The 24,161-nt window shown below is 38.9% G+C and carries 36 protein-coding genes and 7 tRNA genes; 9 read left to right on the forward strand and 34 right to left on the reverse strand.

Translation table 11 applies throughout. From position 1 onward, the window contains the following. Positions 1-45: 45 nt before the first annotated feature. From DK866_RS14875 to nagB, 12 genes are all read right to left on the reverse strand, one after another. Positions 46-1,158: an S-(hydroxymethyl)glutathione dehydrogenase/class III alcohol dehydrogenase gene (locus tag DK866_RS14875; RefSeq protein ID WP_109409529.1), complete on the reverse strand. Its 1,113-nt coding sequence runs from the start codon at positions 1,156-1,158 to the stop codon at positions 46-48. 20 nt (positions 1,159-1,178) lie between these two features. Beyond that, positions 1,179-1,454, reverse strand: coding sequence for a metal-sensing transcriptional repressor (locus DK866_RS14880; protein WP_036938507.1), 276 nt, complete (start codon positions 1,452-1,454; stop codon positions 1,179-1,181). Between the two features lie 239 nt (positions 1,455-1,693). After that, a tRNA-Leu gene (locus DK866_RS14885) sits at positions 1,694-1,778 on the reverse strand. Between the two features lie 50 nt (positions 1,779-1,828). Further along, positions 1,829-1,903: transfer RNA gene (locus tag DK866_RS14890), tRNA-Gln, on the reverse strand. 5 nt (positions 1,904-1,908) lie between these two features. Beyond that, a tRNA-Met gene (locus tag DK866_RS14895) sits at positions 1,909-1,985 on the reverse strand. Positions 1,986-2,004: 19 nt separating this feature from the next. Beyond that, positions 2,005-2,079: transfer RNA gene (locus tag DK866_RS14900), tRNA-Gln, on the reverse strand. A gap of 41 nt (positions 2,080-2,120) precedes the next feature. Further along, positions 2,121-2,195, reverse strand: a tRNA-Gln gene (locus tag DK866_RS14905). A 27-nt stretch (positions 2,196-2,222) separates the two neighbouring features. Beyond that, positions 2,223-2,307, reverse strand: a tRNA-Leu gene (locus DK866_RS14910). Positions 2,308-2,315: 8 nt separating this feature from the next. Next, positions 2,316-2,392: transfer RNA gene (locus tag DK866_RS14915), tRNA-Met, on the reverse strand. 413 nt (positions 2,393-2,805) lie between these two features. Next, entirely contained in the window at positions 2,806-4,038 is a 1,233-nt protein-coding gene (gene nagC, locus DK866_RS14920) for a DNA-binding transcriptional regulator NagC (RefSeq protein ID WP_109409530.1), read from the reverse strand. 9 nt (positions 4,039-4,047) lie between these two features. Then, positions 4,048-5,211 (reverse strand): N-acetylglucosamine-6-phosphate deacetylase, encoded by a 1,164-nt coding sequence (nagA, locus tag DK866_RS14925; protein WP_109409531.1) that lies wholly within the window; start codon positions 5,209-5,211, stop codon positions 4,048-4,050. 125 nt (positions 5,212-5,336) lie between these two features. Beyond that, the gene (gene nagB / locus DK866_RS14930) at positions 5,337-6,143 is read right to left on the reverse strand and encodes a glucosamine-6-phosphate deaminase (protein WP_109409532.1); all 807 of its coding nucleotides are present in this window, start codon (positions 6,141-6,143) and stop codon (positions 5,337-5,339) included. Between the two features lie 354 nt (positions 6,144-6,497). Here nagB and nagE point away from each other — a divergent pair, with 354 nt between their 5' ends. Beyond that, positions 6,498-8,540, forward strand: a complete 2,043-nt coding sequence (gene nagE, locus DK866_RS14935) for an N-acetylglucosamine-specific PTS transporter subunit IIBC (RefSeq protein WP_109409533.1) — start codon at positions 6,498-6,500, stop codon at positions 8,538-8,540. A gap of 226 nt (positions 8,541-8,766) precedes the next feature. On the opposite strand, the gene DK866_RS14940 is transcribed toward nagE, so the two are convergent. From DK866_RS14940 to DK866_RS15010, 18 genes are all read right to left on the reverse strand, one after another. Next, positions 8,767-9,768, reverse strand: coding sequence for a tyrosine-type recombinase/integrase (locus DK866_RS14940; protein ID WP_109409534.1), 1,002 nt, complete (start codon positions 9,766-9,768; stop codon positions 8,767-8,769). Further along, complete coding sequence (locus DK866_RS14945; protein ID WP_109409535.1) at positions 9,725-9,970, reverse strand: excisionase; 246 nt, start codon at positions 9,968-9,970, stop codon at positions 9,725-9,727. The genes DK866_RS14940 and DK866_RS14945 overlap by 44 nt, the downstream gene beginning before the upstream one ends. A gap of 32 nt (positions 9,971-10,002) precedes the next feature. Then, a complete protein-coding gene (locus DK866_RS14950; RefSeq protein ID WP_109409536.1) occupies positions 10,003-10,605 on the reverse strand; it encodes an MT-A70 family methyltransferase in 603 nt (200 codons plus the stop codon). Continuing rightward, entirely contained in the window at positions 10,592-11,176 is a 585-nt protein-coding gene (locus DK866_RS14955; protein ID WP_162557013.1) for a hypothetical protein, read from the reverse strand. Before DK866_RS14955 ends, DK866_RS14950 begins: the two co-directional genes overlap by 14 nt. Positions 11,177-11,248: 72 nt before the next feature. Next, entirely contained in the window at positions 11,249-12,211 is a 963-nt protein-coding gene (gene dcm, locus DK866_RS14960; RefSeq protein ID WP_109409538.1) for a DNA (cytosine-5-)-methyltransferase, read from the reverse strand. Between the two features lie 72 nt (positions 12,212-12,283). After that, positions 12,284-12,565 (reverse strand): hypothetical protein, encoded by a 282-nt coding sequence (locus DK866_RS14965; protein WP_109409539.1) that lies wholly within the window; start codon positions 12,563-12,565, stop codon positions 12,284-12,286. Then, positions 12,558-12,824: a hypothetical protein gene (locus DK866_RS14970; RefSeq protein WP_109409540.1), complete on the reverse strand. Its 267-nt coding sequence runs from the start codon at positions 12,822-12,824 to the stop codon at positions 12,558-12,560. The genes DK866_RS14965 and DK866_RS14970 overlap by 8 nt, the downstream gene beginning before the upstream one ends. Further along, on the reverse strand, positions 12,824-13,102 hold the full coding sequence (locus DK866_RS14975) for a hypothetical protein (protein ID WP_109409541.1): 279 nt from the start codon (positions 13,100-13,102) through the stop codon (positions 12,824-12,826). The genes DK866_RS14970 and DK866_RS14975 overlap by 1 nt, the downstream gene beginning before the upstream one ends. A 50-nt stretch (positions 13,103-13,152) precedes the next feature. Further along, positions 13,153-13,683, reverse strand: coding sequence for a single-stranded DNA-binding protein (locus DK866_RS14980; protein ID WP_109409542.1), 531 nt, complete (start codon positions 13,681-13,683; stop codon positions 13,153-13,155). Continuing rightward, on the reverse strand, positions 13,683-14,297 hold the full coding sequence (locus DK866_RS14985; RefSeq protein WP_109409543.1) for an ERF family protein: 615 nt from the start codon (positions 14,295-14,297) through the stop codon (positions 13,683-13,685). The genes DK866_RS14980 and DK866_RS14985 overlap by 1 nt, the downstream gene beginning before the upstream one ends. 1 nt (position 14,298) lies before the next feature. Beyond that, positions 14,299-14,619: a hypothetical protein gene (locus tag DK866_RS14990; protein WP_109409544.1), complete on the reverse strand. Its 321-nt coding sequence runs from the start codon at positions 14,617-14,619 to the stop codon at positions 14,299-14,301. After that, entirely contained in the window at positions 14,616-14,768 is a 153-nt protein-coding gene (locus DK866_RS19975) for a hypothetical protein (protein WP_167395491.1), read from the reverse strand. The genes DK866_RS14990 and DK866_RS19975 overlap by 4 nt, the downstream gene beginning before the upstream one ends. Beyond that, on the reverse strand, positions 14,765-15,202 hold the full coding sequence (locus DK866_RS14995; protein WP_109409586.1) for an SAM-dependent methyltransferase: 438 nt from the start codon (positions 15,200-15,202) through the stop codon (positions 14,765-14,767). The genes DK866_RS19975 and DK866_RS14995 overlap by 4 nt, the downstream gene beginning before the upstream one ends. A 32-nt stretch (positions 15,203-15,234) precedes the next feature. Beyond that, the gene (locus tag DK866_RS15000; RefSeq protein WP_109409545.1) at positions 15,235-15,492 is read right to left on the reverse strand and encodes a hypothetical protein; all 258 of its coding nucleotides are present in this window, start codon (positions 15,490-15,492) and stop codon (positions 15,235-15,237) included. Between the two features lie 7 nt (positions 15,493-15,499). After that, on the reverse strand, positions 15,500-15,655 hold the full coding sequence (locus DK866_RS19980; RefSeq protein ID WP_167395492.1) for a hypothetical protein: 156 nt from the start codon (positions 15,653-15,655) through the stop codon (positions 15,500-15,502). Between the two features lie 53 nt (positions 15,656-15,708). Then, positions 15,709-15,873 (reverse strand): hypothetical protein, encoded by a 165-nt coding sequence (locus DK866_RS19840; RefSeq protein WP_162557014.1) that lies wholly within the window; start codon positions 15,871-15,873, stop codon positions 15,709-15,711. A 34-nt stretch (positions 15,874-15,907) separates the two neighbouring features. Further along, the gene (locus DK866_RS15005) at positions 15,908-16,183 is read right to left on the reverse strand and encodes a hypothetical protein (protein ID WP_109409546.1); all 276 of its coding nucleotides are present in this window, start codon (positions 16,181-16,183) and stop codon (positions 15,908-15,910) included. Positions 16,184-16,242: 59 nt separating this feature from the next. Further along, entirely contained in the window at positions 16,243-16,437 is a 195-nt protein-coding gene (locus DK866_RS15010; protein WP_109409547.1) for an antirestriction Ral family protein, read from the reverse strand. A gap of 446 nt (positions 16,438-16,883) precedes the next feature. Between DK866_RS15010 and DK866_RS15015 the strand changes: the two genes are divergently transcribed. Further along, positions 16,884-17,399, forward strand: a complete 516-nt coding sequence (locus DK866_RS15015) for a hypothetical protein (RefSeq protein WP_109409548.1) — start codon at positions 16,884-16,886, stop codon at positions 17,397-17,399. 15 nt (positions 17,400-17,414) lie between these two features. On the opposite strand, the gene DK866_RS15020 is transcribed toward DK866_RS15015, so the two are convergent. The 4 genes from DK866_RS15020 to DK866_RS15035 all read right to left on the reverse strand — a co-directional run bounded on the left by DK866_RS15020 (position 17,415) and on the right by DK866_RS15035 (position 19,900). Further along, on the reverse strand, positions 17,415-17,702 hold the full coding sequence (locus tag DK866_RS15020; RefSeq protein ID WP_109409549.1) for a hypothetical protein: 288 nt from the start codon (positions 17,700-17,702) through the stop codon (positions 17,415-17,417). 344 nt (positions 17,703-18,046) lie between these two features. Continuing rightward, entirely contained in the window at positions 18,047-18,412 is a 366-nt protein-coding gene (locus tag DK866_RS15025; RefSeq protein ID WP_109409550.1) for a hypothetical protein, read from the reverse strand. Further along, the gene (locus DK866_RS15030; protein WP_109409551.1) at positions 18,409-19,188 is read right to left on the reverse strand and encodes a hypothetical protein; all 780 of its coding nucleotides are present in this window, start codon (positions 19,186-19,188) and stop codon (positions 18,409-18,411) included. The genes DK866_RS15025 and DK866_RS15030 overlap by 4 nt, the downstream gene beginning before the upstream one ends. 55 nt (positions 19,189-19,243) lie before the next feature. Continuing rightward, positions 19,244-19,900, reverse strand: a complete 657-nt coding sequence (locus DK866_RS15035; RefSeq protein WP_109409552.1) for an XRE family transcriptional regulator — start codon at positions 19,898-19,900, stop codon at positions 19,244-19,246. A 98-nt stretch (positions 19,901-19,998) separates the two neighbouring features. Between DK866_RS15035 and DK866_RS15040 the strand changes: the two genes are divergently transcribed. From DK866_RS15040 to DK866_RS20350, 7 genes are all read left to right on the forward strand, one after another. Then, positions 19,999-20,205 (forward strand): helix-turn-helix domain-containing protein, encoded by a 207-nt coding sequence (locus DK866_RS15040; RefSeq protein WP_109409553.1) that lies wholly within the window; start codon positions 19,999-20,001, stop codon positions 20,203-20,205. Between the two features lie 181 nt (positions 20,206-20,386). Further along, positions 20,387-20,686 carry a hypothetical protein gene (locus DK866_RS15045; protein ID WP_244179713.1) on the forward strand — a complete coding sequence of 100 codons (300 nt, stop codon included), beginning with the start codon at positions 20,387-20,389 and terminating at the stop codon, positions 20,684-20,686. 255 nt (positions 20,687-20,941) lie between these two features. Then, the gene (locus DK866_RS15050; protein ID WP_109409555.1) at positions 20,942-22,030 is read left to right on the forward strand and encodes a replication protein; all 1,089 of its coding nucleotides are present in this window, start codon (positions 20,942-20,944) and stop codon (positions 22,028-22,030) included. Then, the gene (locus tag DK866_RS15055) at positions 22,030-23,406 is read left to right on the forward strand and encodes a replicative DNA helicase (protein ID WP_109409556.1); all 1,377 of its coding nucleotides are present in this window, start codon (positions 22,030-22,032) and stop codon (positions 23,404-23,406) included. The genes DK866_RS15050 and DK866_RS15055 overlap by 1 nt, the downstream gene beginning before the upstream one ends. 19 nt (positions 23,407-23,425) lie before the next feature. Continuing rightward, positions 23,426-23,659 (forward strand): hypothetical protein, encoded by a 234-nt coding sequence (locus DK866_RS15060; protein WP_109409557.1) that lies wholly within the window; start codon positions 23,426-23,428, stop codon positions 23,657-23,659. Between the two features lie 15 nt (positions 23,660-23,674). Next, complete coding sequence (locus tag DK866_RS15065; RefSeq protein WP_109409558.1) at positions 23,675-23,968, forward strand: hypothetical protein; 294 nt, start codon at positions 23,675-23,677, stop codon at positions 23,966-23,968. After that, the gene (locus tag DK866_RS20350; RefSeq protein WP_162557015.1) at positions 23,968-24,156 is read left to right on the forward strand and encodes a Lar family restriction alleviation protein; all 189 of its coding nucleotides are present in this window, start codon (positions 23,968-23,970) and stop codon (positions 24,154-24,156) included. The genes DK866_RS15065 and DK866_RS20350 overlap by 1 nt, the downstream gene beginning before the upstream one ends. Positions 24,157-24,161 lie beyond the last annotated feature (5 nt).

The raw sequence follows: 24,161 nt of genomic DNA on the forward strand, positions 1-24,161 counted from the left end.
TTTAAAAAACAAACACAAACCTATGAGACATAGGTTTGAGGATGATTAATCGAAATGAATAACAGTGCGGATTGATTTACCTTCGTGCATTAAATCAAAAGCTTCATTAATTTTTTCTAATGGCAGTTTGTGGGTAACAAAAGGTTTAAGTTCGATATTACCTTTCATTGCATCTTCAACCATGCCGGGTAATTGACTACGGCCTTTTACACCACCAAAAGCAGTACCTTTCCACGAACGACCCGTCACCAATTGGAAAGGACGTGTTGAGATCTCTTGTCCTGCACCTGCCACACCAATGATGACTGATTGACCCCAACCACGATGCGCACTTTCTAATGCAGCTCTCATCACATTGACGTTTCCGATACATTCAAAAGTATGATCAACACCCCATTGGGTCATTTCGACAAGGACTTGCTGGATAGGTTTATCGTAATCATTAGGATTCAGACAATCTGTCGCACCAAATTGACGTGCCAATGCAAATTTCTCAGGATTAGTATCAATGGCAAAAATACGGCCCGCTTTGGCTTGTCTTGCACCTTGCAGAACAGCAAGACCAATACCACCTAAACCAAAGACAGCGACTGAATCACCTTCTTGTACTTTTGCCGTATTGTGAACTGCACCAATACCTGTTGTTACACCACATCCTAATAAACAGACTTCTTCGTGATTAGCTTCAGGATTAATTTTTGCTAGTGAAACTTCAGCAACAACGCTGTATTCACTAAAGGTAGAACATCCCATATAGTGATAAATAGGTTGTCCATTATAGGAAAAGCGTGTTGTTCCATCAGGCATTAAGCCTTTTCCTTGTGTTGCTCTGACTGCAACACATAAGTTTGTTTTGCCTGATTTACAAAATAGGCATTCACCGCATTCTGCTGTGTACAGTGGAATAACATGATCGCCAGGTTTTACGCTAGTGACGCCTTCACCTACTTCGACAACAACGCCTGCGCCTTCATGACCAAGAATTGCTGGGAAGACGCCTTCAGGATCATCACCTGAGAGCGTAAAGGCATCTGTATGGCAAACGCCAGTGTGGCTAATTTTAATCAGCACTTCGCCAGCTTTTGGTGGCATAACATCAACTTCAACAATTTTTAAAGGCTCTCCTGGTCCAAATGCGACCGCAGCACGAGATTTCATGGTGTATCCTTTTTTTGTTATTAACGCAGGTAAGTGCGGATAAGTGAAATGGCATCATCAACGGAATTTTTTTGATCTTCAGGAGAAGCGACAGCATCCATTAGACCTTCACGTAAATGACTTTCGAGTACACCTGCCATTAGGCCATTGATAGCGCCCCGAATGGCGGCAATTTGTTGTAATACCTGACCGCATTCATTTTCATTTTCAAGAGCAGTTTCTAATGCAAGAAGTTGCCCTTTGATTTTTCTCACGCGAGTTAACGCGGCTTTTTTTTCTGCTGGTGAGTGTGGCATATATAATCCTTAAATATACTATAGGGGAGTATAGTATTTGAGTAAATATATGTACAGAGAGATCAAAAAGACTTGGAAAAATAAAGATGGAATTAAAAAAATCGTTTTGAATGCAGGAAAGTAAAGAGAAGTACAAAAGGGAGAAATTGTGTTTGGGGAAAATAGGATCGCAGAAACAAAAAAGACCCGCTATTGCGAGTCTTAATCGTTGATTTCGTGATAAACACGTTAATAATCAATGGTGCGGGAGGCGAGACTTGAACTCGCACACCTTGCGGCGCCAGAACCTAAATCTGGTGCGTCTACCAATTTCGCCACTCCCGCAACAACTTGGAGAAAAAAAGACTCGCTTTGCGAGTCTCTCTTTCAAAATATGGCTGGGATACCAGGATTCGAACCTGGGAATGCCAGGATCAAAACCTGGTGCCTTACCGCTTGGCGATATCCCAAAAAATGGTGGCTATGACGGGATTCGAACCTGTGACCCCAACATTATGAGTGTTGTGCTCTAACCAGCTGAGCTACATAGCCATATGAATCTAGCGAAAGATGGCTGGGATACCAGGATTCGAACCTGGGAATGCCAGGATCAAAACCTGGTGCCTTACCGCTTGGCGATATCCCATCCGCTAATTCAATTGTCAACACACTAATTTATCAGAAATATGGCTGGGATACCAGGATTCGAACCTGGGAATGCCAGGATCAAAACCTGGTGCCTTACCGCTTGGCGATATCCCAACTGATAAATTCTTGACGAGGTTAAAATGGTGCGGGAGGCGAGACTTGAACTCGCACACCTTGCGGCGCCAGAACCTAAATCTGGTGCGTCTACCAATTTCGCCACTCCCGCAAAAAAGATGGTGGCTATGACGGGATTCGAACCTGTGACCCCAACATTATGAGTGTTGTGCTCTAACCAGCTGAGCTACATAGCCATCTTTTTTTTGCATAACCTTCGTCGGCGTTGCGGGGCGCATTATGCGTATTACAGACAAATCCGTCAACTGCTTTTTGCATTAATTTTCGAGAAACGTGTCCGTTTGCTCGATGGTTAATCATTTTGTCGAAAAAAGATCCAAAAAACAACCTTGTTGATAAAAAATATACTCAAAAATAAGAGAGTGTAAAGTGTGAATAAAAAGAAAAAACAAAGCAGTAAGAAGAGAGGAGATGAATAAACACTATTAAAATATAGAGATAAAAAGGTATAAAAAAAGAAATGTAGTGAGAAAATCACGTAACATTTCTTTTTCTTAATCTATTACTGTTTGAAATTTAGACTCATTTTTCTATTTAACTAAGAAAAAGTATGTATTTAACTCAAAAAGTATAATTTATCAGCAATAACTTACTTTTCTAATAGCTGTTGAAGCAATTCTCCGTTAAGCATTGCTCGTTTAGTTAATGCAAAAGCCCCTATTGCAGAACGATGATCAAGCTCTGATGTGACTACAGGAAGCTCTTCTCTAAATTCTTTTAAGACTTGCGTATTAATACAACTTTGAATGGACGGTAGCAAAATTTCAGCAGCTTCGGTTAATTCACCCGCTAAGACAACTTTTTGTGGGTTAAATAAGTTAATTGCGATCGCAATGGCTTTACCCAAATGTAGGCCAACTTGTTTAATTGTTTCCACCGCTAATGGATCGTTGTTAACTGCCGCATGACAGATATCTTGGATTTGACATTGTGTCGATGATAAATATTGACTTGGGTAGCCTTGCTCTAATTGATAGCGTACTTTGGCTTCAATTGCTGTATTGGATGCAATTGTTTCTAAACAGCCAAAATTACCACAATGACAACGCTCGCCTAGAGGGTCTATTTGAATATGGCCAATTTCCCCAAGGTTACCGCGCTGATTGAGGAGAATTTTATTATTAATAATAACCCCGGCACCCGCACCACGGTGAATCCGCACTAATAGCGAATCTTCACAATCTCTGGTGGCACCAAAATAGTTTTCAGCTAATGCGAGGCTTCGAATATCATGACCAGCATAACATGGAAGGCTAAAGCGTTTTTCAAGACTGTTTACTAAAGCCCAATTATCCACTTTCATATGAGGCATATAGCGAACAACGCCTTTATTGGGATCAACAAGACCGGGTAAGATCACAGAAATTGAAATCAGCTCACGAATACGACGTTGATTTTGTTTAATAAAATCATCAATTGCATTAATAAGTAGAGCTTCAACTTCATTTTGTGTGCTCTGTTCTATGGGATAGTGTTGCTCAATAATGACTTTACCACTCAGATCATAGAGTGCGACAGTCGCATCATTGCGTCCTAGTCGCACACTGACGGTATTAAAATTACGGTGTTCAACAATGATGGAAATCGCACGGCGTCCACCTGTTGATGCTTGTTGGTCAACTTCTTTAATCAGTCCACGTTCAAGCAACTGACGAGTAATTTTAGTCACACTGGCAGGTGCTAGTTGGCTTTGTTCGGCTATTTGGATACGGGAAATGGGCCCGTGTTGATCAATCAGTCGATACACAATCGCACTGTTAAGTTGTTTAACAAGATCGATATTGCCAATTTGCGTTTCAGTGTTGTTATGACTCATCAGCATATACATCCATTAGTTATCAGTTATTTCAATACCATTGACAAATGTTGTGCAAAGGTTGAAGTCCTTGTCAAAAGAAGCGAGATTAGCAATTTTTCCTGCTTCAATTGTACCGAGTTCTTTTTCTATCCCAATCGCACGAGCGGGATAAAGTGTAGCCATTCGTAATGTTTCATCTAATGGAATACCTACATGAATCACGCTATTTTTAATCGCGCCAATCATGGTAAGTGATGATCCACTTAATGTGCCATCAGCATCGACACACAATCCATTACGATAATATATGGTTTTTCCTGCAAAAACGAAGCTATCCATCTCATTTTTATTAGGATCAAGCCCCGCAGGCGCAGTTGCATCTGTGACTAATAGTAATTTATCGCCTTTTAAACGTTTACTATTGCGAATATTAGCCCATGAAACATGCATACCATCAGCAATAATACCTGCATAAACCTCAGGTGTATCATAAATAGCGCCAACAAGGCCAGGACCTCTGCCTGTAATATAAGGCATTGCATTATAAAGATGGGTCGATAATGAAATTCCATTACGGAATCCTTTACGAGCTTCTTCATAAGTCGAATTGGAATGGCCTGCCGAAACAATGATACCTGCTTTGATTAATTGACGAACATACTTTTCATCAACCATTTCTGGTGCAAGGGTGATTTTAGCGATGACATCAGCGTTATCGCACAAATAGCTAATCATCTGAGCACTTGGTTGACGAATAAATTGCGGATCATGTGTCCCTTTTTTAATCACATTGATGTAAGGGCCTTCTAAGTGTAATCCCAGCACTTTGTTTTCATGTTTTTTCATGTAGGCGCGAGTTGCTTCGATGCCTATCTTCATCAATTCATCAGAACAGGTAATTAGTGTTGGTAAATAACTGGTACAGCCTAAACGCTCATTTGCTTTTTGCATGATTTCTAGCGTTTCAACGGTGACATTTTCTGGTGTGTCATTAAATTGCACGCCACCACAGCCATTAACTTGTAAATCGATAAAACCGGGAGAGACAATTGCACCTTTCATATCACGAACAGTGATATCTTTTGGCAGTTGATCCTGTGGGCAAACCTGCTCAATACGGGAGCCGTTAATAATAATGGCGTGATTTTCTAAACGGTCGTAACCTGTATAAATAACAGCATTTGTTAAGGCAAACATACCTTTGTCTCCTGATAAGGGAAGTCAATCTAAAAAAGCCGATATCAGCCAGTAAATTCTGGCTGATAAGTAAGAGAGCTTAGCCTTTTCCACTACTTAATCAGTAGGTACTTATTTTACTAAACTTAGTCTTGGTATTTTTGACACTCTTGCGCTTCAATTTGTTGGAAATAACGCAATGTTTTAACTCGTAATTCCATTGTTGCAGGATCATCACACACTATAATTGCTTTTGGATGAAGCTGGACACAGGAAATTGTCCATAAATGGTTAACTGCACCTTCGGTGGCGGCATGTACAGCCTGCGCTTTATTAAAACCTGTTGCCAAAATCATTAATTCTTCAGCGTCTAATAATGTACCTACACCGACAGTTAGTGCGTATTTAGGAACATGATTAACATTATTGTCGAAGAAACGTGAATTGGCTAAACGGGTGTCTTCGGTGAGCGTTTTCATACGAGTGCGTGAAGAGAGTGATGACGCAGGTTCATTAAATGCAATGTGACCGTCGTTACCTACACCGCCCATAAACAGATTGATTTTGCCATAAGACTTTATTTTAGCCTCATAACGTGCACACTCTGCTTGTGGATCTTCTGCGTTGCCGTTTAATAAATTGATATTTTCATCTTTAATATCAATATGATTAAAGAAGTTTTCATACATAAATGTACGATAACTTTGTGAATGGTCTGATGGAATACCAACATATTCATCCATATTGAATGTCACAACGTGTTGAAAACTGACTTTTCCAGCACGGTGCAATTCAATTAACTCTTTATATGTCGCCAATGGCGTGCCACCAGTTGGTAAACCAAGCACGAAAGGGCGATCTGCGGTTGGATTAAATGCGTTGATCTTTTCAACGATGTAATTTGCAGACCACTTACCAACTTGTTTTGCCGTGGATAGGGGGATTAACCTCATAGTAACCTCTTAGAAAAAAGACAAATCTGATAATTCAGGAACATGTTATTTCATTGTGTGATTATCAGTGGCTCATCTATAACACGAATTTCTTTTCATTTTTAGTCGATGACTCAATTGTCCCGCCAAAAGATATTTTTAATCATAAAATAAGCTTTCTGACTTAGCCAGCATTTCAGCTAAAAAATATACGGTATTGGTGACTTCAATCACAAATTATGACTAATTAATTTGCGATACGAAATAATTTTTTTAGACTGAAAATGGAATTAAATAATTAGCTCATCAATTTTTTTATAAAATATGAATGAGTATGAATAAGATCCCGTATAGGGGCTATCCAAGGGGGAGTTTGTGAATATTTTAAGTTATCTGCAGAAGATAGGACGGGCACTAATGGTGCCTGTTGCTACATTACCTGCAGCTGCAATTCTGATGGGGATTGGCTACTGGATTGATCCAGTAGGCTGGGGTAGCGATAACGCGCTTGCTGCCTTACTTATCAAATCTGGTGCTGCTATCATCGAAAACATGTCAGTCTTATTTGCCATTGGTGTTGCTTATGGCATGTCAAAAGACAAAGACGGTGCTGCTGCTCTAACGGGTTTTGTGAGTTTCTTGGTGGTCACAACACTTTGTTCGCCAGCTGCTGTGTCTATGATCAAGGGAATTCCATTAGAGGCTGTACCTGCCGCATTTGGTAAAATAGAGAACCAATTTGTGGGGATTTTAGTGGGTGTGCTTTCAGCGGAACTTTATAACCGTTTTAGCCAAGTAGAATTGCCTCTTGCACTTTCATTCTTTAGTGGTCGACGTTTAGTTCCTATTTTAGCGTCATTCCTCATGATCATCGTTGCCTTTATTTTGATGTATATCTGGCCTGTTATTTATGGCGGATTAGTCAGCTTCGGTGAAAGTATTAAAGATATGGGGGCATTAGGTGCTGGTATTTACGCATTCTTTAACCGTTTATTAATTCCTGTTGGTCTACATCACGCATTGAACTCTGTATTCTGGTTTGACGTTGCGGGTATTAATGATATTCCTAATTTCCTTGCTGGTCAGAAATCTATTGATGCTGGTTTAGCGACAGTCGGTGTAACTGGTCGTTATCAAGCTGGTTTCTTCCCTGTCATGATGTTTGGTCTACCCGGTGCTGCACTGGCGATTTATCACTGTGCACGTAAAGAAAATAAAGCAAAAGTTGCTGGTATTATGATGGCGGGTGCATTTGCTGCATTCTTCACAGGTATCACTGAACCGCTTGAATTCTCATTTATGTTTGTTGCACCCGTGCTTTATGTTATTCACGCATTCTTAATGGCAATTTCTGTTTATATTGCTGCAAGTATGGAGTGGATTTCAGGGTTTGGCTTTAGTGCAGGCTTAGTGGATATGTTCTTATCATCTCGTAACCCACTTGCTGTACACTGGTACATGTTGATTGTCCAAGGTATTGTGTTCTTCTTCATTTACTACGGTATTTTCCGTTTCACTATCACGAAATTCAATCTAAAAACACCAGGCCGCGAAGATGAAGTGTCTGATGATGAAACCGCAGATGGTTATAATGAAGATATCACAACAGCCCCTGCAAATAGCAAAGAAGGCATTCAGCAAGAAGCTCGTCAATATATTGCCGCAATTGGTGGCTCTGATAATTTAACGGGTATCGATGCTTGTATTACTCGCCTACGTCTCAATGTAAAAGATTCTTCTGTAGTTAATGATGCATATGCAAAACGTTTAGGTGCATCAGGTGTTATTCGTTTAAATAAACAAAGTGTTCAAGTGATTGTGGGTACGCGTGCAGAACTTGTGGCTAACGCAATGCGCGATGTATTAACACAAGGCCCAGTTGCCGCTTATGAAGGTACATCTACTTCAACCGTGTCTACTGAAAAAACACCTATAAAACAAGCTAATGCTAATGCAAAAGTATTACTTGAAATGATTGCGCCTTTTGATGGTGAAGTTGTAGCATTAAAAGATGTGCCTGATGAAGCTTTCTCAAGTGGTGTTGTAGGGGATGGGCTTGCGATTAAACCAACCTCTAATATTGTAATGGCACCTGCAACAGGCTCGGTTGTTAAGATTTTTGATACTAACCATGCATTTTGTATTGAAACCGATAATGGTGTTGAAATCATCGTTCATATGGGGATTGATACTGTTGCGTTAGGCGGTAAAGGCTTTAAGCGTTTAGTTGAAGAAGGTGCGGACGTTAAAGTCGGTCAACCTATCTTAGAATTAGATCTTGAATATCTGAACGCTAATGCTAAATCGATGATAAGTCCTGTGATTGTAAGCAATATTGATGATTTTGATAAAATTGCTGAACAAGTTACAGGTGACGTGGTTGGAAATAAAACCGTTATCTACAAAGTATTAAAATAAATTCTATACAGATATTTAATCCTCTATAAAGAGATGGTTAAATAAGACGATAAAACGGGGAGTCTTTCAAACTTCCCGTTTTTTTATCTCTATTTTGATAAATATCTCAGGGGTGTATTTAGCTAAGGTATTTATGAAACCTGCTTATTGGATTATAGTGGGATGTGTTTTTTTTATTAAATATCAATATGATAAATGGAGACCCTCATTATCACTCACTATTAACTCACAACTCAACATAACCATTACCTCTATCATCAAGATATTTATCCGTCATTCTCATAGATTTGTGTCCAAGTATTTTCTTTGCAAACTCAGCACTCTTTTCTTCTTCATATAATCTCGCAGATAAACTTCTAATTTCGTGAAATGTTGGTTTATTTTCTATATGTTTAGGTAGCGCTTCGATAAATTTACCTCTCAATGTTTTTGCGGTGGTGTTGCCACAGATTTTATCTGAGCTCCTATTCATGAGATTTAAAACATCTTTAATAGAATAACCAATAGACTCAAGTCTTAATGAGAGAGGTATTGCTACTTTAGAGCCTGTTTTTAATTGGGTGACATACAGCCTATCATTTTTTATATCATCCCATTTCATGTTGATAACATCGCTAATGCGTTGAGCTGTAAGTATCGCCAATAGGAACATATACCTATATTTGTCATTTGCGTGTTTTAAGGCATATTTAAACTCTTCTAGTGATAACCTTGACCGCTGAACACTTGTCTTTGGCGGCTTTGTTACGGCAACGGGATTTTCCTTTACTACACCATCCGCAATAGCTTCATTAAAGGCATCTAGCATGGTGGATCTTAGTAATTTTGCCATTGACTTTTTTGGGTACTCTGAAATAAATGTAGCAATATCTCTTGGCGTTACATTCTCAACTGGACAATCATCAAAGTGCAATTTAATTAACTTTATTCTTGATTCATAATCATAAATTGTTTTCTCTTTTAGTTCCCTGCTATCTATTTTTTTTCTATAAATATCAAGCCACTCATGCAGTGTCACACAATGAACATTGTTAATTCTGTCAACTAAAGACTCCTTGGGTTTATAAATAGCTAAGTTAGCTTGAATTGCTTCAGTTATTGCTAATGATTTATTTGAGCCAACAGAAAATTCCTTTTTAGTTCTTACATCCCTGTAATAGTAAATCCCTTTACGCAAATACAAGTTAGGCGGTAGCCCCTTGTTCTTTGCACTTCTGTTTCTGCCCATTAATTCTCTCCATTAAAGACTGCGGATCCTTTACTAGTTTATCATTTGTTAGAATTGCCCAAGGTTCGATTTCATAACTTCCACCAACTTTTTCGGGGGCAGGGTATAATCTACCTTCGCTAATATATCTATATAAAGTTCGTGGTGTTTTTGGTTTGGCAAAATATCTATTATTCCATTCTAATAATGTTATTCGCTTCATTTATTATATCTCCTATTTATATTTCTCTTCCTTTATATTAATTGAATGCTTTCTTCCGCTTGGTCGCCATAGACATCCCAATCACCATATTTCTCTCTTGCAAATAATTCGAGTCGAGGAACATCTCCGTATAATTCCTCCAAACGATGATGTACCTCTTTTGGCTTTTCGCTGTGTTCACCTAAGCATGAGTAAATAACCTGTCTCACGCTTGCAGATTGACGAGGTAATCCATTTCCTCTTGTAGCTATTAAACACATTTCGACATTTTGACGAGTGTAATTACCGCAATTAATCTTTGTTTCGTTGTTTAATATTTCCATGAAGTCAAAGAAATCCTCTGGCGGTTTTTTATTTATTCTATCTCCTGCATTTTTATTTAATTTAACCCATGCGAACCCGAACATATTTTTAACTTTAAAATCCCATGACTCGGCTAATTTAATTGCTTCGAGTGCAAAGTTCCCTGTGTACCACATAAACAGCACGGCATTTTTAGAGGTATGTTTTTCTATTGGTAATCGAGAGAGGGAATATAAATCTGTGGTATTGTAATGATTATCTGCTGCGCCATTTGAAACTTTGTTATTGTAAGACCAAGGTGGATCGCACAATATCAAGTCATACTTTTTCATTCTCATCACCAACGTATTTAATTCTTCCATCCATCATTGCATCAATTATTGTTCGCAATTCCCAACACCAATAAGCAGATTCAACATATATTGATAACTTGCCGTAGTCGTGTTGTTTGCGCTTAATAAATCGCTCTGCGGCTTCTTTGGTTAGGTGGGAATTTACTGTTCTGTAATCCCATTTCCAGTAGTAAATATATGCGTCATCAACAATATCTATGATTGTATTTGCTTTGTCGTAGTCGCTTAAATTATCCCATGAGAATCCAGCACCGTCTTCTGATTGAGCCTTTAGTGTATTTGCCTCATCCATCTCTAGCCAATTAAAAGCATCATTAACATCATCATAGTATTCACCTTCACAGCAAATACCTACATTATCATCTTCACTACCAGTGACAGTTATTTTTTCTCTTACTGTAAAGATAGGGTAAGCAGTTGCATGATAATTAACTCCATCGCCTTGATTGTGATATTTAAGCCGCTCAATAAAGTTATTCCATGTTTCGTTATTTAAATTATAGCCATCTGCTAATGATTTAACTTCACTCATCTGTATATTTCTCCACAAACAACTTCAACATTCCTCACTGACATTAAATATTCAGCACGTTTATTGCATTCCGATTGCGTGTATAAATTCTCAGATATTGGCACTGCATGATTGTTCATAATTAACAGTAGGACGAATAGCTTCATGTTTATTTTCTCTATATGCGCATTTAAATATGTGAGCGATAACATCTACAGTCCAAGCGTTTCCATAGCATTTATATGACTGTGAATTTGAGACTATGTTTTCACACCAACCATCGGGAAACGTTTGTAGGCGGGCAAATTCAGTCGCTGTTAATTTCCTGTAATTATTGCAATCCAATGCTATTTTGGGTTGCCGATGCCCCCCCTGACATGTTGATAATGTAGGCGATTTTCCGTCAGTAGAATAAACTCTCAATATCGTTTCATTACCTTTTATATCAACAGCATTTCCGATATGCATTAATTCTGATTGACGTGAGTTAATATTATTTCTTTTTTCATATGGCCTATTACTTGAGTTAATATTCTCGATAATATCTTTCAGAAAAATGCCTTTATCTTCTGGCTGGCTAACTTCAAAATTAGTCCAGTAGTAACGCTGTCTATTTTGTGCTGATAATAACGAACTATTAATAAGAGTTTTATTTACATAACCTAATGCGCGTTCCGTATGCAGTGTTATATATTCCTCAAACTCCTTTTTCATTTTTACATTTTCGAGCATGAATTTAGCATCTGGATTATTTTCCAATACATGGTTCATTATCTCTAATGTCGTCCAGAATAATTTACCACGCTCATCCTTATCTCCTAATTGCTTACCAGCCAAACTCCATGACTGACATGGAAATCCCGCAGTAACTAAACCTACACTTGACCAGTCAATATCCCACTCACGCCAATTATTAACGTCACCTAATTGGATATTGTCTGGATAATGAAACTCAGATACTTTATTGGCGAATTTATCTATTTCGGCTATGTAATATTTATCAAACTTAATTCCAGCGCGAGACAGCGCCAATCGCCCAGCGGATATTCCGTTGAACAAACTTAAATATATCATTTTTATTTCCTATGAATGTGCAGAACCCTGTATTAGCATGAGTAATACATATCCGATTATTTGCATGGTTGTTTAATCTAATTTATATAGCGGGGTTACTTTAAATGGTGAGCCATGAGATTGAAAATGAATATCTATATTTTCAGATGTAACTGCATCAGTAGTGAATTGCATTTTCTCATCATGAAACACAGGGTACATCCAAGCGACAGGCTGTAGATTGTTAATGTGTTCGATATATTCGCAAATTTTTATTAGCGTATTTAAATTAACATATGATCGTTCATGCCCAACGCTTAATACCTTAGCTTTATTTTTTAAATCAATCGCTAACTCCAAGATTTCATCATTCATTTTTTATTTTCACTCCGTTGCTAATTAATACCTGATTAACTAAATCTTCGTCATAACACCAAGTTTCGCAATTTTCATTTGCAATAAACGGCTCTGGCAATTCAATTTCTAAACTCTCGCGTGATGCTTGCCATCCCAATTGGAATCCAGCCCATAAAGCGAATTTCTGACTATCATATCCATGAGTATTTTCAATAAATACGGTTTGTTCTTTATATAGTTTCTCGAATACAGCACGAGCATCGGCTAATTTATCCATCACTCCACCTTTCTATATCCAGCGTGATAAAGCAGGCTGGCAATATCTGTAATGTCAGTTTTTACCGCATACCCTTCAATCAATCGAATAATTTCTTTGATTTCCTTTTCTGCTATTTCCTTGCGTTTTTCATCTGCTAATTGCTTTGCTAAATCTGAGCAGTCAAAGCAAATATTGATATTACCTACCACAACTAGCTTTGATACCCCGACATCTTCTCCGCAAGCCGAGCATATATTTCTCGCTTTGGGTTGAAATTGCTTTTGTAGCTCAATCATATCTATCTCCTGTTTGCATCCTTGCACTGAGTAATGGTTATATCCTTTGGTTAAATCACATAAATAGCGTGGCGTGGGTAGGGGAGTCCGATAGGAGCGAACGGAATATCATCTGAAAAATCTATTGGTGGCTCAGGGTATTGTGGAGTTTGTTGTTTAGGCTGTTGCGGTTGCTGTGGCTGACCCCATCCTTGATTCTGTTGTGGCTTCTGGCTTCCTGCCGTATTACCACTGTTACCGCCTAACATCTGCATAGAACCGCCGACATTCACAACGACTTCTGTTGTGTATCGATCTTGCCCGCTTTGGTCTTGCCATTTTCTGGTTTGCAGAGAGCCCTCGATGTATACCTGACTTCCTTTTCTTAGGTATTCACCTGCGATTTCTGCTAATTTGCCGAAGATGCATACTCGATGCCACTCGGTTTTTTCTTTCATCTCACCGGTTTGTTTATCACGCCACGATTCCGATGTGGCCAGTGTGAGATTTGCTACTGCACCACCACTCGGCATATAGCGGATTTCTGGATCCTGCCCTAAGTGACCAATGAGAATACATTTATTCACGCCTTTACTTGCCATTATGCAGCTTCCTTAAGTTCTTTAATCCGAATTCCTGTTAAACGCTCACATTCCTTTTGTGATTCAGTACCAGCCAATGCATTCCATGCTTTTTTGTACTCATCCATGATTTGTGACTGATTTGTTGCTGTGCCAAGGAAGTTAGTGTAATCAGCTAACACCTGCTCTGCCGTCCGTGGCGCTACGTTATGAATTTCCGCATCTGCATCAATTGCTGTTTCTTCTGTTGGAATACAGAACGCTTGAAATGCCGCGTATTTATATGCAATCGACATGGCTTTATTTGTGGCTTTATCTCCGCTATCCATAGCTTCGCCATAAGTTACTACCGTGTGCTTACTGCCATCTTCCGTGGCGACAAAATCAAACTCAGCCTTAACAACAACGTAGAATAATTGGCCACCTCTTTGCGTTTGTCTTTCTGTGACTGTGCGTTCAATGATCCGTGGAAGAATAAGCAATCCATGCTTAACTAAAGCTGGTGCAAGAGCGTTATATACAGCGTCAATCCCTCTGAACATAAACCCTTGCTGTTGATTTTTACTTCCTTTCTTTATTCCTGTTTCAGCCATTTCCTTGGCTACATTGCTAATCGCTTTATATACAGCAGTCATGTTAATCTCCAAGATACTGACCTTGACGCCGATCGCTTCCGTAGTAATCGACTTCAAATTTATTGCTCGGTGCAGAGCTCCTTTCTGCATCACGTAACGCTTGAATATGCGGAGGGATAGGAGGGTGATTTTTCGATGCGTCCAAGTTCATGTGTAGCAGTTCCATTGCAAGTCGCTTTTCTCTTTCCTTTACGCTCGTATTCGGCAAATGACCCTCAATCATTGCAATAGCCTGAGACAGAGCTTCCTCTCTGTTTTTTGCTAATGATGGAGATGTTAATTGAGGGTATTTATCGGTAGGGTATGAGTTAGAAACGTTCATTGAAAATCTCCCTGAAAGTCCTTCATTGGCAATGACAGTCCTTGTCGTCCTAACACTTCCGTTTGATACATAAATTCATTGCGTTCGCGTTCCTGCGATTCTTTACGCTTCCTGCGTAATTCTTCTAACCATTGCTTTGAGTTGCTCATAACTCCTCCTTAATAAACAGCACCCAATGCGTTTTATCGTTCTTACCGACACGCTGTACTATTGTTGGTTTTTGGTCGGTTAGCGCTAAAACTTGCTTGGTAGGTATTTGCGTTTCATTCCACTTGAATGCCAATGTTCCGTTTGGCTTGAGCACTCTAAATGCTTCACTAAATCCTTTTGATAAATCGTCTTTCCATGACTCTTTATTTAATCTCCCATACTTTTTAAACATCCATCCGTTGTGGCCAACCCTGATTAAATGAGGTGGGTCGAATATAACTTGATAAAATGAACCGTCAGGAAAGGGGAGGTTTTTAAAATCAGCGATAATGTTTGGAGTGATATTTAGCTTCCTGCCATCACATAAAATATGCTTCTCTGCGCGGATGTCGCTGTAAATTGCTCGATTATCTTCCTTGTCAAACCAGAACATGCGACTGCCACAACACATATCTAGAACCTGAGTCACGCAACCCTCCTTAGCAGAGCCAGCTTAGAAATAGGGGCATTCTTGCTTGCTTCATTGACAATCCTGTCAATCTCTTCCTTGTCGAACTGCATAATCCATTGCAGGGCTTCCACTGGGTCGATTTCCGTTAATTTAGCCAGCTCAGCGAAACTTCCTGTCTCAATGCTAAGCTTGCTACTATCGTCAAATTCCATGACTGTTTTATCGTGAATTACCCGAGTTCCGTTCGAGTAGCTGAAGGATATTTTTTTCATAATCACCTCAGCTTACAAATGTCGGTATTACGCCAATGGTTGTCACAATGACCACAGCTAAAGTGAATAACCACGATGGCGTGTGTTTATTTTTACGTGCTTGAGGCGTAGTGATACGCACCGCCATGCAATCACGCATAGCGCTGTAATAGTTAGTTTTCATTTTTACCTCGCTAGGTGAGCGATAGGGTGGTTATCTGGTGTTGGTACGGTGGGTTACTGCTGAGGTATTTCTTTGATATCTAATTCCGTGATGTTTGCCTTAGCTCCAATTACTGCCCATAAATAAATATGCTCTGCACAATCACCTTCATCTTCTGCTTCAATATCCTTTTCCCAAGGCTCGCCATTCCATTTGCAAGCTACCTTGAACATTGGCATGTCATACTCCCTCCGTTATTAACCAAGTGCGATGCTAATCACCCAGTTTAAGCATTTGAATTATTTCACTAACTGCGTTATCTACAACTTCTTGATTGGTAGCTTCAAATAGTTCGTCGCGAGCTTTATTTGCTTGTTCGCAACTTTCATCATCGTCTTCGTCATAAGCTATCCACGGACCAACTTCGACTTCAAATATTTCTTCAGGCCAGCAATATTGAATTCCAACCTTTGATTCTTCGGCGTTGTGGGCTTTTTTAACTAGAACCTGACGCCCATGTGACTCAAATTCCTTAAACCATATTTCCATCTCTATCTCCTATCTATTAATCACCAAGCCATTCAAGAAACTTAACTCACGAACAGCTATTAGTTTTCCGTTTTTCGCTTAAGCTCTCTTTCGATCATAGTGGCAGTCCTCACCGCCCATTTATCGACAATTTTTCCATCTTCTACAACTAAAGCCATTTCATCTGGCTTAACCATGCACTCAGCATCAAGATTGCACCCTTTGCATTTTTTGAACTGACTGCACCATTGATTGGTGTTAAAAGTCGTATTCATGCGGATAATCCTGATATTGGCGCATATCATCATCTGGATGATCGTCGAATTCTTCGATATCTTTTTCCATAATTAACTCCTATTAATCAACTCACCACAGCCCACTAAGCAATGAACTCTGGTTAGTTGCCCATATATCGTCATGGGCTAACGCTATTCAAGCCATGAATAGGATCGGCATAATATTTATTTTTCTCTCAGTTTAGATTTGAACACTTACATAAATCCTCCGATTCAAACGGTGCTTAGTAAATATGGCGAGACCGATTTATCGCCTTTGGTTTATTGGTCTAAAAAAGCTATCTCACCACAGCCCACAGAATGGACTGTAATTAGTTAACTGTGCCCGTTTATTTATCCACTTAGGGCGTCAGTGGTTTCTCTAGTCCCCACCAAAGAAATTGATTACAATGTGTTCACCCCCACCAATGAAAAAGGAAAACAACATGCACGTTCTATCTGAGAGGCAAGAAATGATTATTCAAGCATTAAATAATAGAGAATTCTTAATGAAACCAATAACTCAGGATAAATTTAACGAGTTACTGGAAGAATTCGGAGAAGACCAACTAGCAAGAGAGTTGGACTATTTGCAAAAAAGAGGGTTAGTACAAGACGGTGCTGTGAGAATCGGTGTTGTCGATGATGAGCCCTATTCTTTTAATATTCACAAAGTGGGGTTAACCGCTGATGGTGTTGACTGCGCTAATGCCGATACTCTTGGTAACAAATTAAACGTTGTTAACATAAAAATTCACGAAAGCACCATTAAAAACTTAGAAGCAATGATCAGAGCCGTTAACCTACCTGATGAATATAAAAAAACTCTTCTCGATATGGTAAAAGAAAAGGGCGCTGAAGCTGTTGTTAGCAGAATGGTTGATTATGCATTTGCTAATGCAAGTATTGCTACCAAGCTATTCCTTGAAGCTACCAAAACAAAACTTGGCTTTCATGACTAAGCCCATCCGTGGGCTTTATCTCGCCGTAACCCCGAACTCACTGCTCGGCTGTTTTGTTTTAACTCCTGAAAATACTGCTACATTAGGTAAGCAACAGTTATCTCCACTTGGATAATGCTTTGTTGGTTTGAGAGATAGAACAGGGCGTTCTTTCTTCTCAACGCCAAATATCGAATCCCAAATTTCTTCCACTGAGCGACTTGGAGTTTTTATCTCTTCACGTTTACGAGCTAGGAAATCAGCCCTGCGCTCATATCTACGTTGAGAGTAACTACTTCTTTCAATGACTTTTATCGTTGCCATATTTGCCTCCTAAGTGATCTTTGGTTGAGATTTATTGCTCACCAAAAACCACTCAGTGGTGATTCAAGAATGCCTGAATCATTTCTTCCTAATTGTTAAAGAACTAAATCCGTTTACCTTTGGCTCCTTGCCGTTGATGAGATAATAATATGCATTATGCGCAAATGCGTCAAGCGCATATTTGCATTTAAATAAATGCGTGAGAAGAATATTTCTTATTTCTTTGATATTTAAAAGGAATTTATTTTCAAATAAATCTCAGATTGGAATGCAGATCACTTCTTTGGAGGGGATAGGGCACAAAAAAGCCCTCGCGGAGAGGGCTTGATAGTTAGTATTAGTAATTAATCTTCAAGTTTTTTTATCGTCTTTTCAATTGCCATAACACTGGACTCAGCTTCGCTTTTAAAAACCTGTTTATTCAACTCATAATCAGCCATATGTCTTTTTATTATTTGTTGCTTAAGAACAGCACCAACAGATATTAATATTTTTTGATCAACTGGCTCTTTTTTTCTTTCTGCTGGGCTAAACAAATAATTAATAACGCCTTGATGGGTAGTTGGTGGACAGTAAATTAGCGATGAACATGTTGCATGATATAGTGAATAATATGCTCTTGATATACAGTTTCTATGCTCCATTTCGCTACTATTTTCTGATAGATTGCTTTTCGCTAAATCCAAAAAATCTTTCGCTGTTACACTCATCTCAATAGCTCCGCATAGTTTTCTTTACTTTCATCGCTACGGAACCATGCTGTAACATTTTTATCTGATAAATCACTATTTTCAGCTAATGCGCATGCTATTTCTATATCCATATCTGAAAGTACATCAGGATCTGAAGTTGTAACTGAAACAATAACCGCAAAGTCGTTATTATCTGAACTTGTATAAAATTCGCTAGATAAACATCTTATTTTTTTACTGGCTGCAACTTCATTAGCTTTTTCAACGATCCATCTAGCATTCGGCTCTGATATTTTGCCAGACTTCATAAAAACCTCTAACTCAGTTAATGGTTGAGAAAAATCAAGATATGGGTATTGATCTAGATTTACATTCCCGTGTAGTTTAACAAGTTTTTCTGTCAGTAGTGAGGAATTTTTTATATCGGCAAAGGAATAAGCTATGTTCCTTGCCATAAATGTGAGGTATTGATTATCATATTTATTAGCAAGTTCAATTGATTTCTTGTAGCTTAATTTGAATTGTAAAGTTTTTGTCAAATAAGTTATATAGTTTTTAGCAACGCTAATATCGCCATACTTCATTGCAATATCGAAGTACTTTAAAGCATTTTTATTATCTTGATAAGCCCCATACGCAAGGGCTTTAACCATGTACATTGTCGGCTCATCATCTAAATACTCAGAGTCTTTTAACATTTGCTCAAATGTGAACCGATCTAATTTGGTTAGATTATCTATGTGATTAAAAATCAAACCTAGCTTTTCGATAGCTCTTTTCTGAGGCATACCCATATCATATTCTCATTTTAATTAATATTTATTTACTCTAAAACGTGTCGTCAGGCCATTAAAACAACGCTCGACCTGTTTTTTCGCAAGCGTCTATATATTTAATTGGTTTAACGATGGCTGACACATAGTGCATGGTGTCAACTTGATCTGGTGATAAAGTTATAGGCTTGTGTGAGTTGTTTATACTGGAAAACTGATAGTCTCCATCACGAGTTTTGCTGAAAATCTTAATCATATTGTGACCTTCAACCGTACGCACAAAAACTTCATCACCAGATCTGACTGTTGTATTTGGCTCAACCACAACAAATTCACCTGACTGAATGCGTGGCCACATACTGTCACCCTTAACCTTAAGCCCGTATGCGTCTTTATCGTCGCTGTATATCTTCAGCCAGCCATTGTGAGCCTCGATCATATCAACGGCACCATCAACACCTAAGAATGCCTCACCACGCACTTGAACCATTCCTGATGGTACTGCGCCGATATATTCGATTTCATCAGGCTGAGTTGTATTTTCTGAAAATAAATCAGCTACTGACACTCCGAGAGCTTCAGCTATTTTAACTAATGTATTTTCTGAGTAGCCTTGAATATTTCTTTCAAGGCGAGAGATATTACCCACATCGCTATTAATTGCGGTGGCCAACTGAAGGATAGTTAATCCCTTCTTTTTTCTTAAATCTCGAATTCTTGTTCCTATTTTCATACATTAATTCAACTTTATTTATGCGCACAACACAAAGCGTGTTGCGCATATTTTATTATGTGTTAATATGCGTGTAGCGCATCAATAAGGAGTGTGATATGCAAACACCATTAAGGAAAGTTCGGCTTGAGCAGAAGCTGACAATATCCGAAGTAGCTAGCGCTATAAATTTTGATGTTGGAAATCTTTCTAGGTTAGAAAGAGGGATTCAGACAGCATCTTTGGATATAGCAGAAAAACTAGCAAATTTTTATCGCGGAAAAATAACTGAATTAGAAATTCTTTATCCGCAACGTTATCAGTAAGCATCATTCGTTCTTTAACATCACTAACTCGCTCTAGGCACTCTTGGGGCAAACAATCCGCTCATATGGAATGAGCCACGGATCATTACTGCTGTTCCCAATATGGGAAGTAATCTAAGAAGGAATTTAACAAATGGAATGTGCAAAAAATATCAAAGTAGAGTGTTCATCAAACGAATTGATGACGTTTTACATTCAACAAATGTATTCAGTCGGTAATAACGGACTCGCTAAGGCGCTAGGAATACACCCATCAAAATCCAGTCGAGATAAAGCCAGAATATTCGATTTAGCTTGCCAGTTGGTGAGTAAGTTCGGGTTACCCCCTGACTCTGTAAATATCAGTGAGAATCCAACGAAAGTTGTTCTTGAAGGTGATTATGCAGAAAGGGTTATTCAGGCTCTTGAAGGGAAGGGAAAGATTAAAAGAAAAGCCCCAGCGGTAACTGAGGCTTCTCAACAAATGGACTTAACCATTTAAACTAACAAATATACTGTATCAATAACCAGTAATTTCGACAAGGGGAATTTAGGTTTCTCTTGTCTGATACAGCTTAGGAATAAGGGAATTATACCATGAAACAAAGATTTAATCATAGTGCTGTGCATAAAAACAACGCTAGAAATCGCTTTAACAGATTGGTGACTCAGGACGGTGTTAAGTGCCTCAGAGAAATACTTGAGGATGCAAAAATACGCACTGAACATCGTCAACAGGTACTAGGAGGTAAGAGCGATGAGAGATAACGTTGCATATGCAGTTTTTGGTAATCAACGACGGCAAGAGAGGCCTAACGTGGCAGATCTTGATAATGGCTACACCAGAATAGCGAATGAGTTATTAGATGCAATCATGCTTGCTGGATTAACCAAGCACCAATTATTAATGGTTATGGCTGTATGGAGAAAAACATACGGCTTTAATAAAAAAATGGATTGGGTTGGAAATGAACAACTTGAAAGCATGACAAAGATTGATAGCACTAAATGCTCAACCGCTAAAAATCAATTAGTTCGGATGAAAGTTTTTATTCAGGAAGGTCGAAAAATTGGAATGAATAAAAATATTTCCGAGTGGGAAACTGATATTGACCGAAACAGTAAAAGTTTTACCGAAACGGTAAAGAATAGCTTTACTAAAACGGTAAAAACCACTTTACCGAAACAGTCAAACACAAAAGACAATAATACAAAAGACAATAAAGACAAGATCCCCCTTACCCCCGCTGGGGAAAATATCGCTCTAGAAATTCTCGATTATTTTAATCAGCTAACCAATTCTAAATTTCAATCTACGGAACCCATCCTAAAAGCGCTTAACACCATCAAGTCAAAAGGCGAATGCTTCACACCTGATGAAATTAAACTTGTGATGGAGTGGGCTGTTAAGACTTGGAAGAATGGAAAAGATTTAAAACCGCAGAGTTTATGTCGAATGACTCGCTTCGATGGCTACCTGTCAGATGCGCTCAAGTGGAAAAGCCGCGACGGTATCAATCCTGTCGATTGCCCTCATGAAGAGTTAATTAAAATCTGGAATAAATACGTTCCTGAAAGAGCCATTGATTTTCATGAGTGGACATCACGCAGACCTGCTTACAAAGATTTGGAAGCTGTCTGGAATGGAAAAACTAACAAGGGGCAATGGCGTGAAGTAAAACATATGGACACCTGCTTCAAGCTGATATCTCAATCAAGTTTATTCACTGGTCTGCAAGACAAGGGGTGGTTAACTCTTGACTGGATCTTAACGCCGACAAGATGGTCGCAAACCTACGAACAAGCCAAGCGCGAATATACCGAACGGAAAAAAGGGATTGTTTAATGGAAAATAAATTCACGGATTATTACTCAGAGCAGGCGGTTATCGGTGGAATATTAAGTGCCACATCCGAAACCGAAGAGATAGCTATCTCAGCCATTGAAAGTTTAGTTGATGACGATTTCACTTCTGCAAATCATAAATTCATCCTTAGAGCCATGAAGAGCCTAGTAAGAAGTGGTTCTAAGATAGATATAATCTTGCTTAACAGTGAGATTGAGCAGCAAGAAAACGTAAAAATGCGGGGTGGGTTCGGTTATCTTGCTGAATGCGCAAAGAATACACCTAGTATTCAAATGTTACCCGGTTATGTTCAGAAGATTAAGGATCTAACCACAGCACGCAAAACGCTTGCTGTTCTCAATGAAGGCATTGCGAAGATTAGCTCATCAAACGTTAGTAACCTCGTTGATGTTGTCGGTGAGGTTCAATCCACAATCTCATCAATGGACACAGGTAGTGTTGTTGAAACACAGCACATCATGGACGGTGTGAATGAGTCGATAAATATTCTTGAATCGATGATCAACGGTGACATCTGGAAATATAAAACTCAATTTGGTTTAAATGATATCGATAAAGCATTTGGTGGGTTTAATAATACCGATTTGATTGTTGTTGGTGGTCGTCCTGGCATGGGAAAAACCATGTTCAGTACAGCGATTTCAAAAGCAATCGGATTGAAGCAAAAGAAACCTGTTGTTTTTTATAGCCTTGAAATGCCGTCATGGCAGATATCAGAACGAATTTCATTTCATCATGCAGGCGTTAACAAGCAAGACTTACTCGGTGATGATAAATCGAAAATCAACATGGACGAGGCTTGGGCTAAGTTATCTCATGCGCTTGCTGACATTCAAGAATCACCGATTTATATCAATGACCGACCATCAATGAGTATTCATGAAATACGCGCTGACGCTAGGAAAATGCACAAAAAAACGGGTGGTTTAGGTGTCATTATCGTTGACTACTTGCAGAAAATGAAAATGACCAACCCTGAAAATATGAATCAGTCAGTAGGTGAAATTGCAACAGGGTTAAAAAACCTCGCGAAAGAGCTTAAGTGCCCCGTAGTCGCACTTGCCCAGTTAAACCGTAACTTAGAGCAACGAACAAACAAACGCCCTGTTAATGCTGATTTGAGAGAGTCAGGCGTTATTGAGCAGGAAGCAGACGTTATCTTCATGATTTATCGTGATGAAAAATATAACCCACAGTCAGAACTAAAAGGAATTACTGAGATTATTTGCACGAAATCACGGCACGCACCCGGTGCAGAAAAAACATATTACTTCACTAACGCTCGCGGTGGGTTAGATCAGGCTGTATTAAGCAATCTAAGCAACGAATACGCAGATGAAGAAATTGAGTGTTAACACGCAAGAGGATTTTTAGATGAAAGGAACATTGTTTCACAAAGATTATCCGTATCCAGATTTAGACTACTGCTACAAAAATTACGATAAATTAATTGATAACCAGCAGTGGATAAACAACCCACTCATAAATATTTCAGAAACCCCTCTTAAAATTAAAGTTACCCCACTGAGAAGAAAATTGGATAGATGCTTTCCAAGGGGCAAAGCATATATGCGAGTTAGCAAGTGTGAGTTTATGGCTAGCAATTAATCGAGGTGTTGAGTGATGAAAGGTTTAAATTTCAAGAATCAAACAGATCGTGGGGAGGCTCTAATGCAGGGAACTAATTGGGTTAAGACGAAGGACAAATTACCAACCGAAGGCGAGGCGGTAATTGTTGTCTATGGCGAACATATCCAGAACATAACATATGAGCTAATTTCATGCGGTGTTGACTGCGAAGAACTTAGATGGATACCACACAATAACAGCGACTATGATTCGGCTCCACTGGAAACATTCGACCACTGGATGTACATCAAAGACCTGCCACTCCCACCAATGCCAGAGGGTGAATGATGAGCGAACTAAAGAAATGCCCGTTTTGCGGATGTGACCGGATTTTTGTTGGCACGTATGATTATGAAGAATTTGACGATAAAACATACTACAAGGCAGAGTGTAATTCATGCGAAGCGGAGACGGGATTTAATGATAGCAAGCAGAAAGCCATAGCAGCATGGAACAGGAGAGCTAACAGTGACTAAAAAAC

The sequence above is a fragment of the Proteus genomosp. 4 str. ATCC 51469 genome (assembly GCF_003144375.1).
Taxonomy (GTDB): domain Bacteria; phylum Pseudomonadota; class Gammaproteobacteria; order Enterobacterales; family Enterobacteriaceae; genus Proteus.

Coding starts and splice junctions, on each gene's coding strand:
- DK866_RS14980 (WP_109409542.1), bottom strand. CDS start 13,683: ATGGCAAGTAAAGGCGTGAATAAATGTATTCTCATTGGTCACTTAGGG.
- DK866_RS14995 (WP_109409586.1), bottom strand. CDS start 15,202: ATGTTCTGGTTTGACAAGGAAGATAATCGAGCAATTTACAGCGACATC.
- DK866_RS15015 (WP_109409548.1), top strand. CDS start 16,884: ATGCACGTTCTATCTGAGAGGCAAGAAATGATTATTCAAGCATTAAAT.
- DK866_RS19980 (WP_167395492.1), bottom strand. CDS start 15,655: ATGAAAACTAACTATTACAGCGCTATGCGTGATTGCATGGCGGTGCGT.
- DK866_RS14965 (WP_109409539.1), bottom strand. CDS start 12,565: ATGAATGATGAAATCTTGGAGTTAGCGATTGATTTAAAAAATAAAGCT.
- DK866_RS19840 (WP_162557014.1), bottom strand. CDS start 15,873: ATGCCAATGTTCAAGGTAGCTTGCAAATGGAATGGCGAGCCTTGGGAA.
- DK866_RS19975 (WP_167395491.1), bottom strand. CDS start 14,768: ATGAGCAACTCAAAGCAATGGTTAGAAGAATTACGCAGGAAGCGTAAA.
- nagA (WP_109409531.1), bottom strand. CDS start 5,211: ATGTTTGCCTTAACAAATGCTGTTATTTATACAGGTTACGACCGTTTA.
- DK866_RS15045 (WP_244179713.1), top strand. CDS start 20,387: ATGACGTTTTACATTCAACAAATGTATTCAGTCGGTAATAACGGACTC.
- DK866_RS14880 (WP_036938507.1), bottom strand. CDS start 1,454: ATGCCACACTCACCAGCAGAAAAAAAAGCCGCGTTAACTCGCGTGAGA.
- DK866_RS15050 (WP_109409555.1), top strand. CDS start 20,942: ATGAGAGATAACGTTGCATATGCAGTTTTTGGTAATCAACGACGGCAA.
- DK866_RS15065 (WP_109409558.1), top strand. CDS start 23,675: ATGAAAGGTTTAAATTTCAAGAATCAAACAGATCGTGGGGAGGCTCTA.
- DK866_RS20350 (WP_162557015.1), top strand. CDS start 23,968: ATGAGCGAACTAAAGAAATGCCCGTTTTGCGGATGTGACCGGATTTTT.
- DK866_RS14950 (WP_109409536.1), bottom strand. CDS start 10,605: ATGAAAAAGTATGACTTGATATTGTGCGATCCACCTTGGTCTTACAAT.
- DK866_RS15040 (WP_109409553.1), top strand. CDS start 19,999: ATGCAAACACCATTAAGGAAAGTTCGGCTTGAGCAGAAGCTGACAATA.
- DK866_RS14945 (WP_109409535.1), bottom strand. CDS start 9,970: ATGAAGCGAATAACATTATTAGAATGGAATAATAGATATTTTGCCAAA.
- dcm (WP_109409538.1), bottom strand. CDS start 12,211: ATGATATATTTAAGTTTGTTCAACGGAATATCCGCTGGGCGATTGGCG.
- DK866_RS14975 (WP_109409541.1), bottom strand. CDS start 13,102: ATGATTGAGCTACAAAAGCAATTTCAACCCAAAGCGAGAAATATATGC.
- DK866_RS14940 (WP_109409534.1), bottom strand. CDS start 9,768: ATGGGCAGAAACAGAAGTGCAAAGAACAAGGGGCTACCGCCTAACTTG.
- DK866_RS15030 (WP_109409551.1), bottom strand. CDS start 19,188: ATGGGTATGCCTCAGAAAAGAGCTATCGAAAAGCTAGGTTTGATTTTT.
- DK866_RS14875 (WP_109409529.1), bottom strand. CDS start 1,158: ATGAAATCTCGTGCTGCGGTCGCATTTGGACCAGGAGAGCCTTTAAAA.
- DK866_RS15005 (WP_109409546.1), bottom strand. CDS start 16,183: ATGGAAATATGGTTTAAGGAATTTGAGTCACATGGGCGTCAGGTTCTA.
- DK866_RS15025 (WP_109409550.1), bottom strand. CDS start 18,412: ATGAGTGTAACAGCGAAAGATTTTTTGGATTTAGCGAAAAGCAATCTA.
- DK866_RS14985 (WP_109409543.1), bottom strand. CDS start 14,297: ATGACTGCTGTATATAAAGCGATTAGCAATGTAGCCAAGGAAATGGCT.
- DK866_RS15010 (WP_109409547.1), bottom strand. CDS start 16,437: ATGAATACGACTTTTAACACCAATCAATGGTGCAGTCAGTTCAAAAAA.
- nagC (WP_109409530.1), bottom strand. CDS start 4,038: ATGCTGATGAGTCATAACAACACTGAAACGCAAATTGGCAATATCGAT.
- DK866_RS14990 (WP_109409544.1), bottom strand. CDS start 14,619: ATGAACGTTTCTAACTCATACCCTACCGATAAATACCCTCAATTAACA.
- DK866_RS15000 (WP_109409545.1), bottom strand. CDS start 15,492: ATGAAAAAAATATCCTTCAGCTACTCGAACGGAACTCGGGTAATTCAC.
- DK866_RS15035 (WP_109409552.1), bottom strand. CDS start 19,900: ATGAAAATAGGAACAAGAATTCGAGATTTAAGAAAAAAGAAGGGATTA.
- DK866_RS15060 (WP_109409557.1), top strand. CDS start 23,426: ATGAAAGGAACATTGTTTCACAAAGATTATCCGTATCCAGATTTAGAC.
- DK866_RS15055 (WP_109409556.1), top strand. CDS start 22,030: ATGGAAAATAAATTCACGGATTATTACTCAGAGCAGGCGGTTATCGGT.
- DK866_RS14970 (WP_109409540.1), bottom strand. CDS start 12,824: ATGGATAAATTAGCCGATGCTCGTGCTGTATTCGAGAAACTATATAAA.
- DK866_RS15020 (WP_109409549.1), bottom strand. CDS start 17,702: ATGGCAACGATAAAAGTCATTGAAAGAAGTAGTTACTCTCAACGTAGA.
- nagB (WP_109409532.1), bottom strand. CDS start 6,143: ATGAGGTTAATCCCCCTATCCACGGCAAAACAAGTTGGTAAGTGGTCT.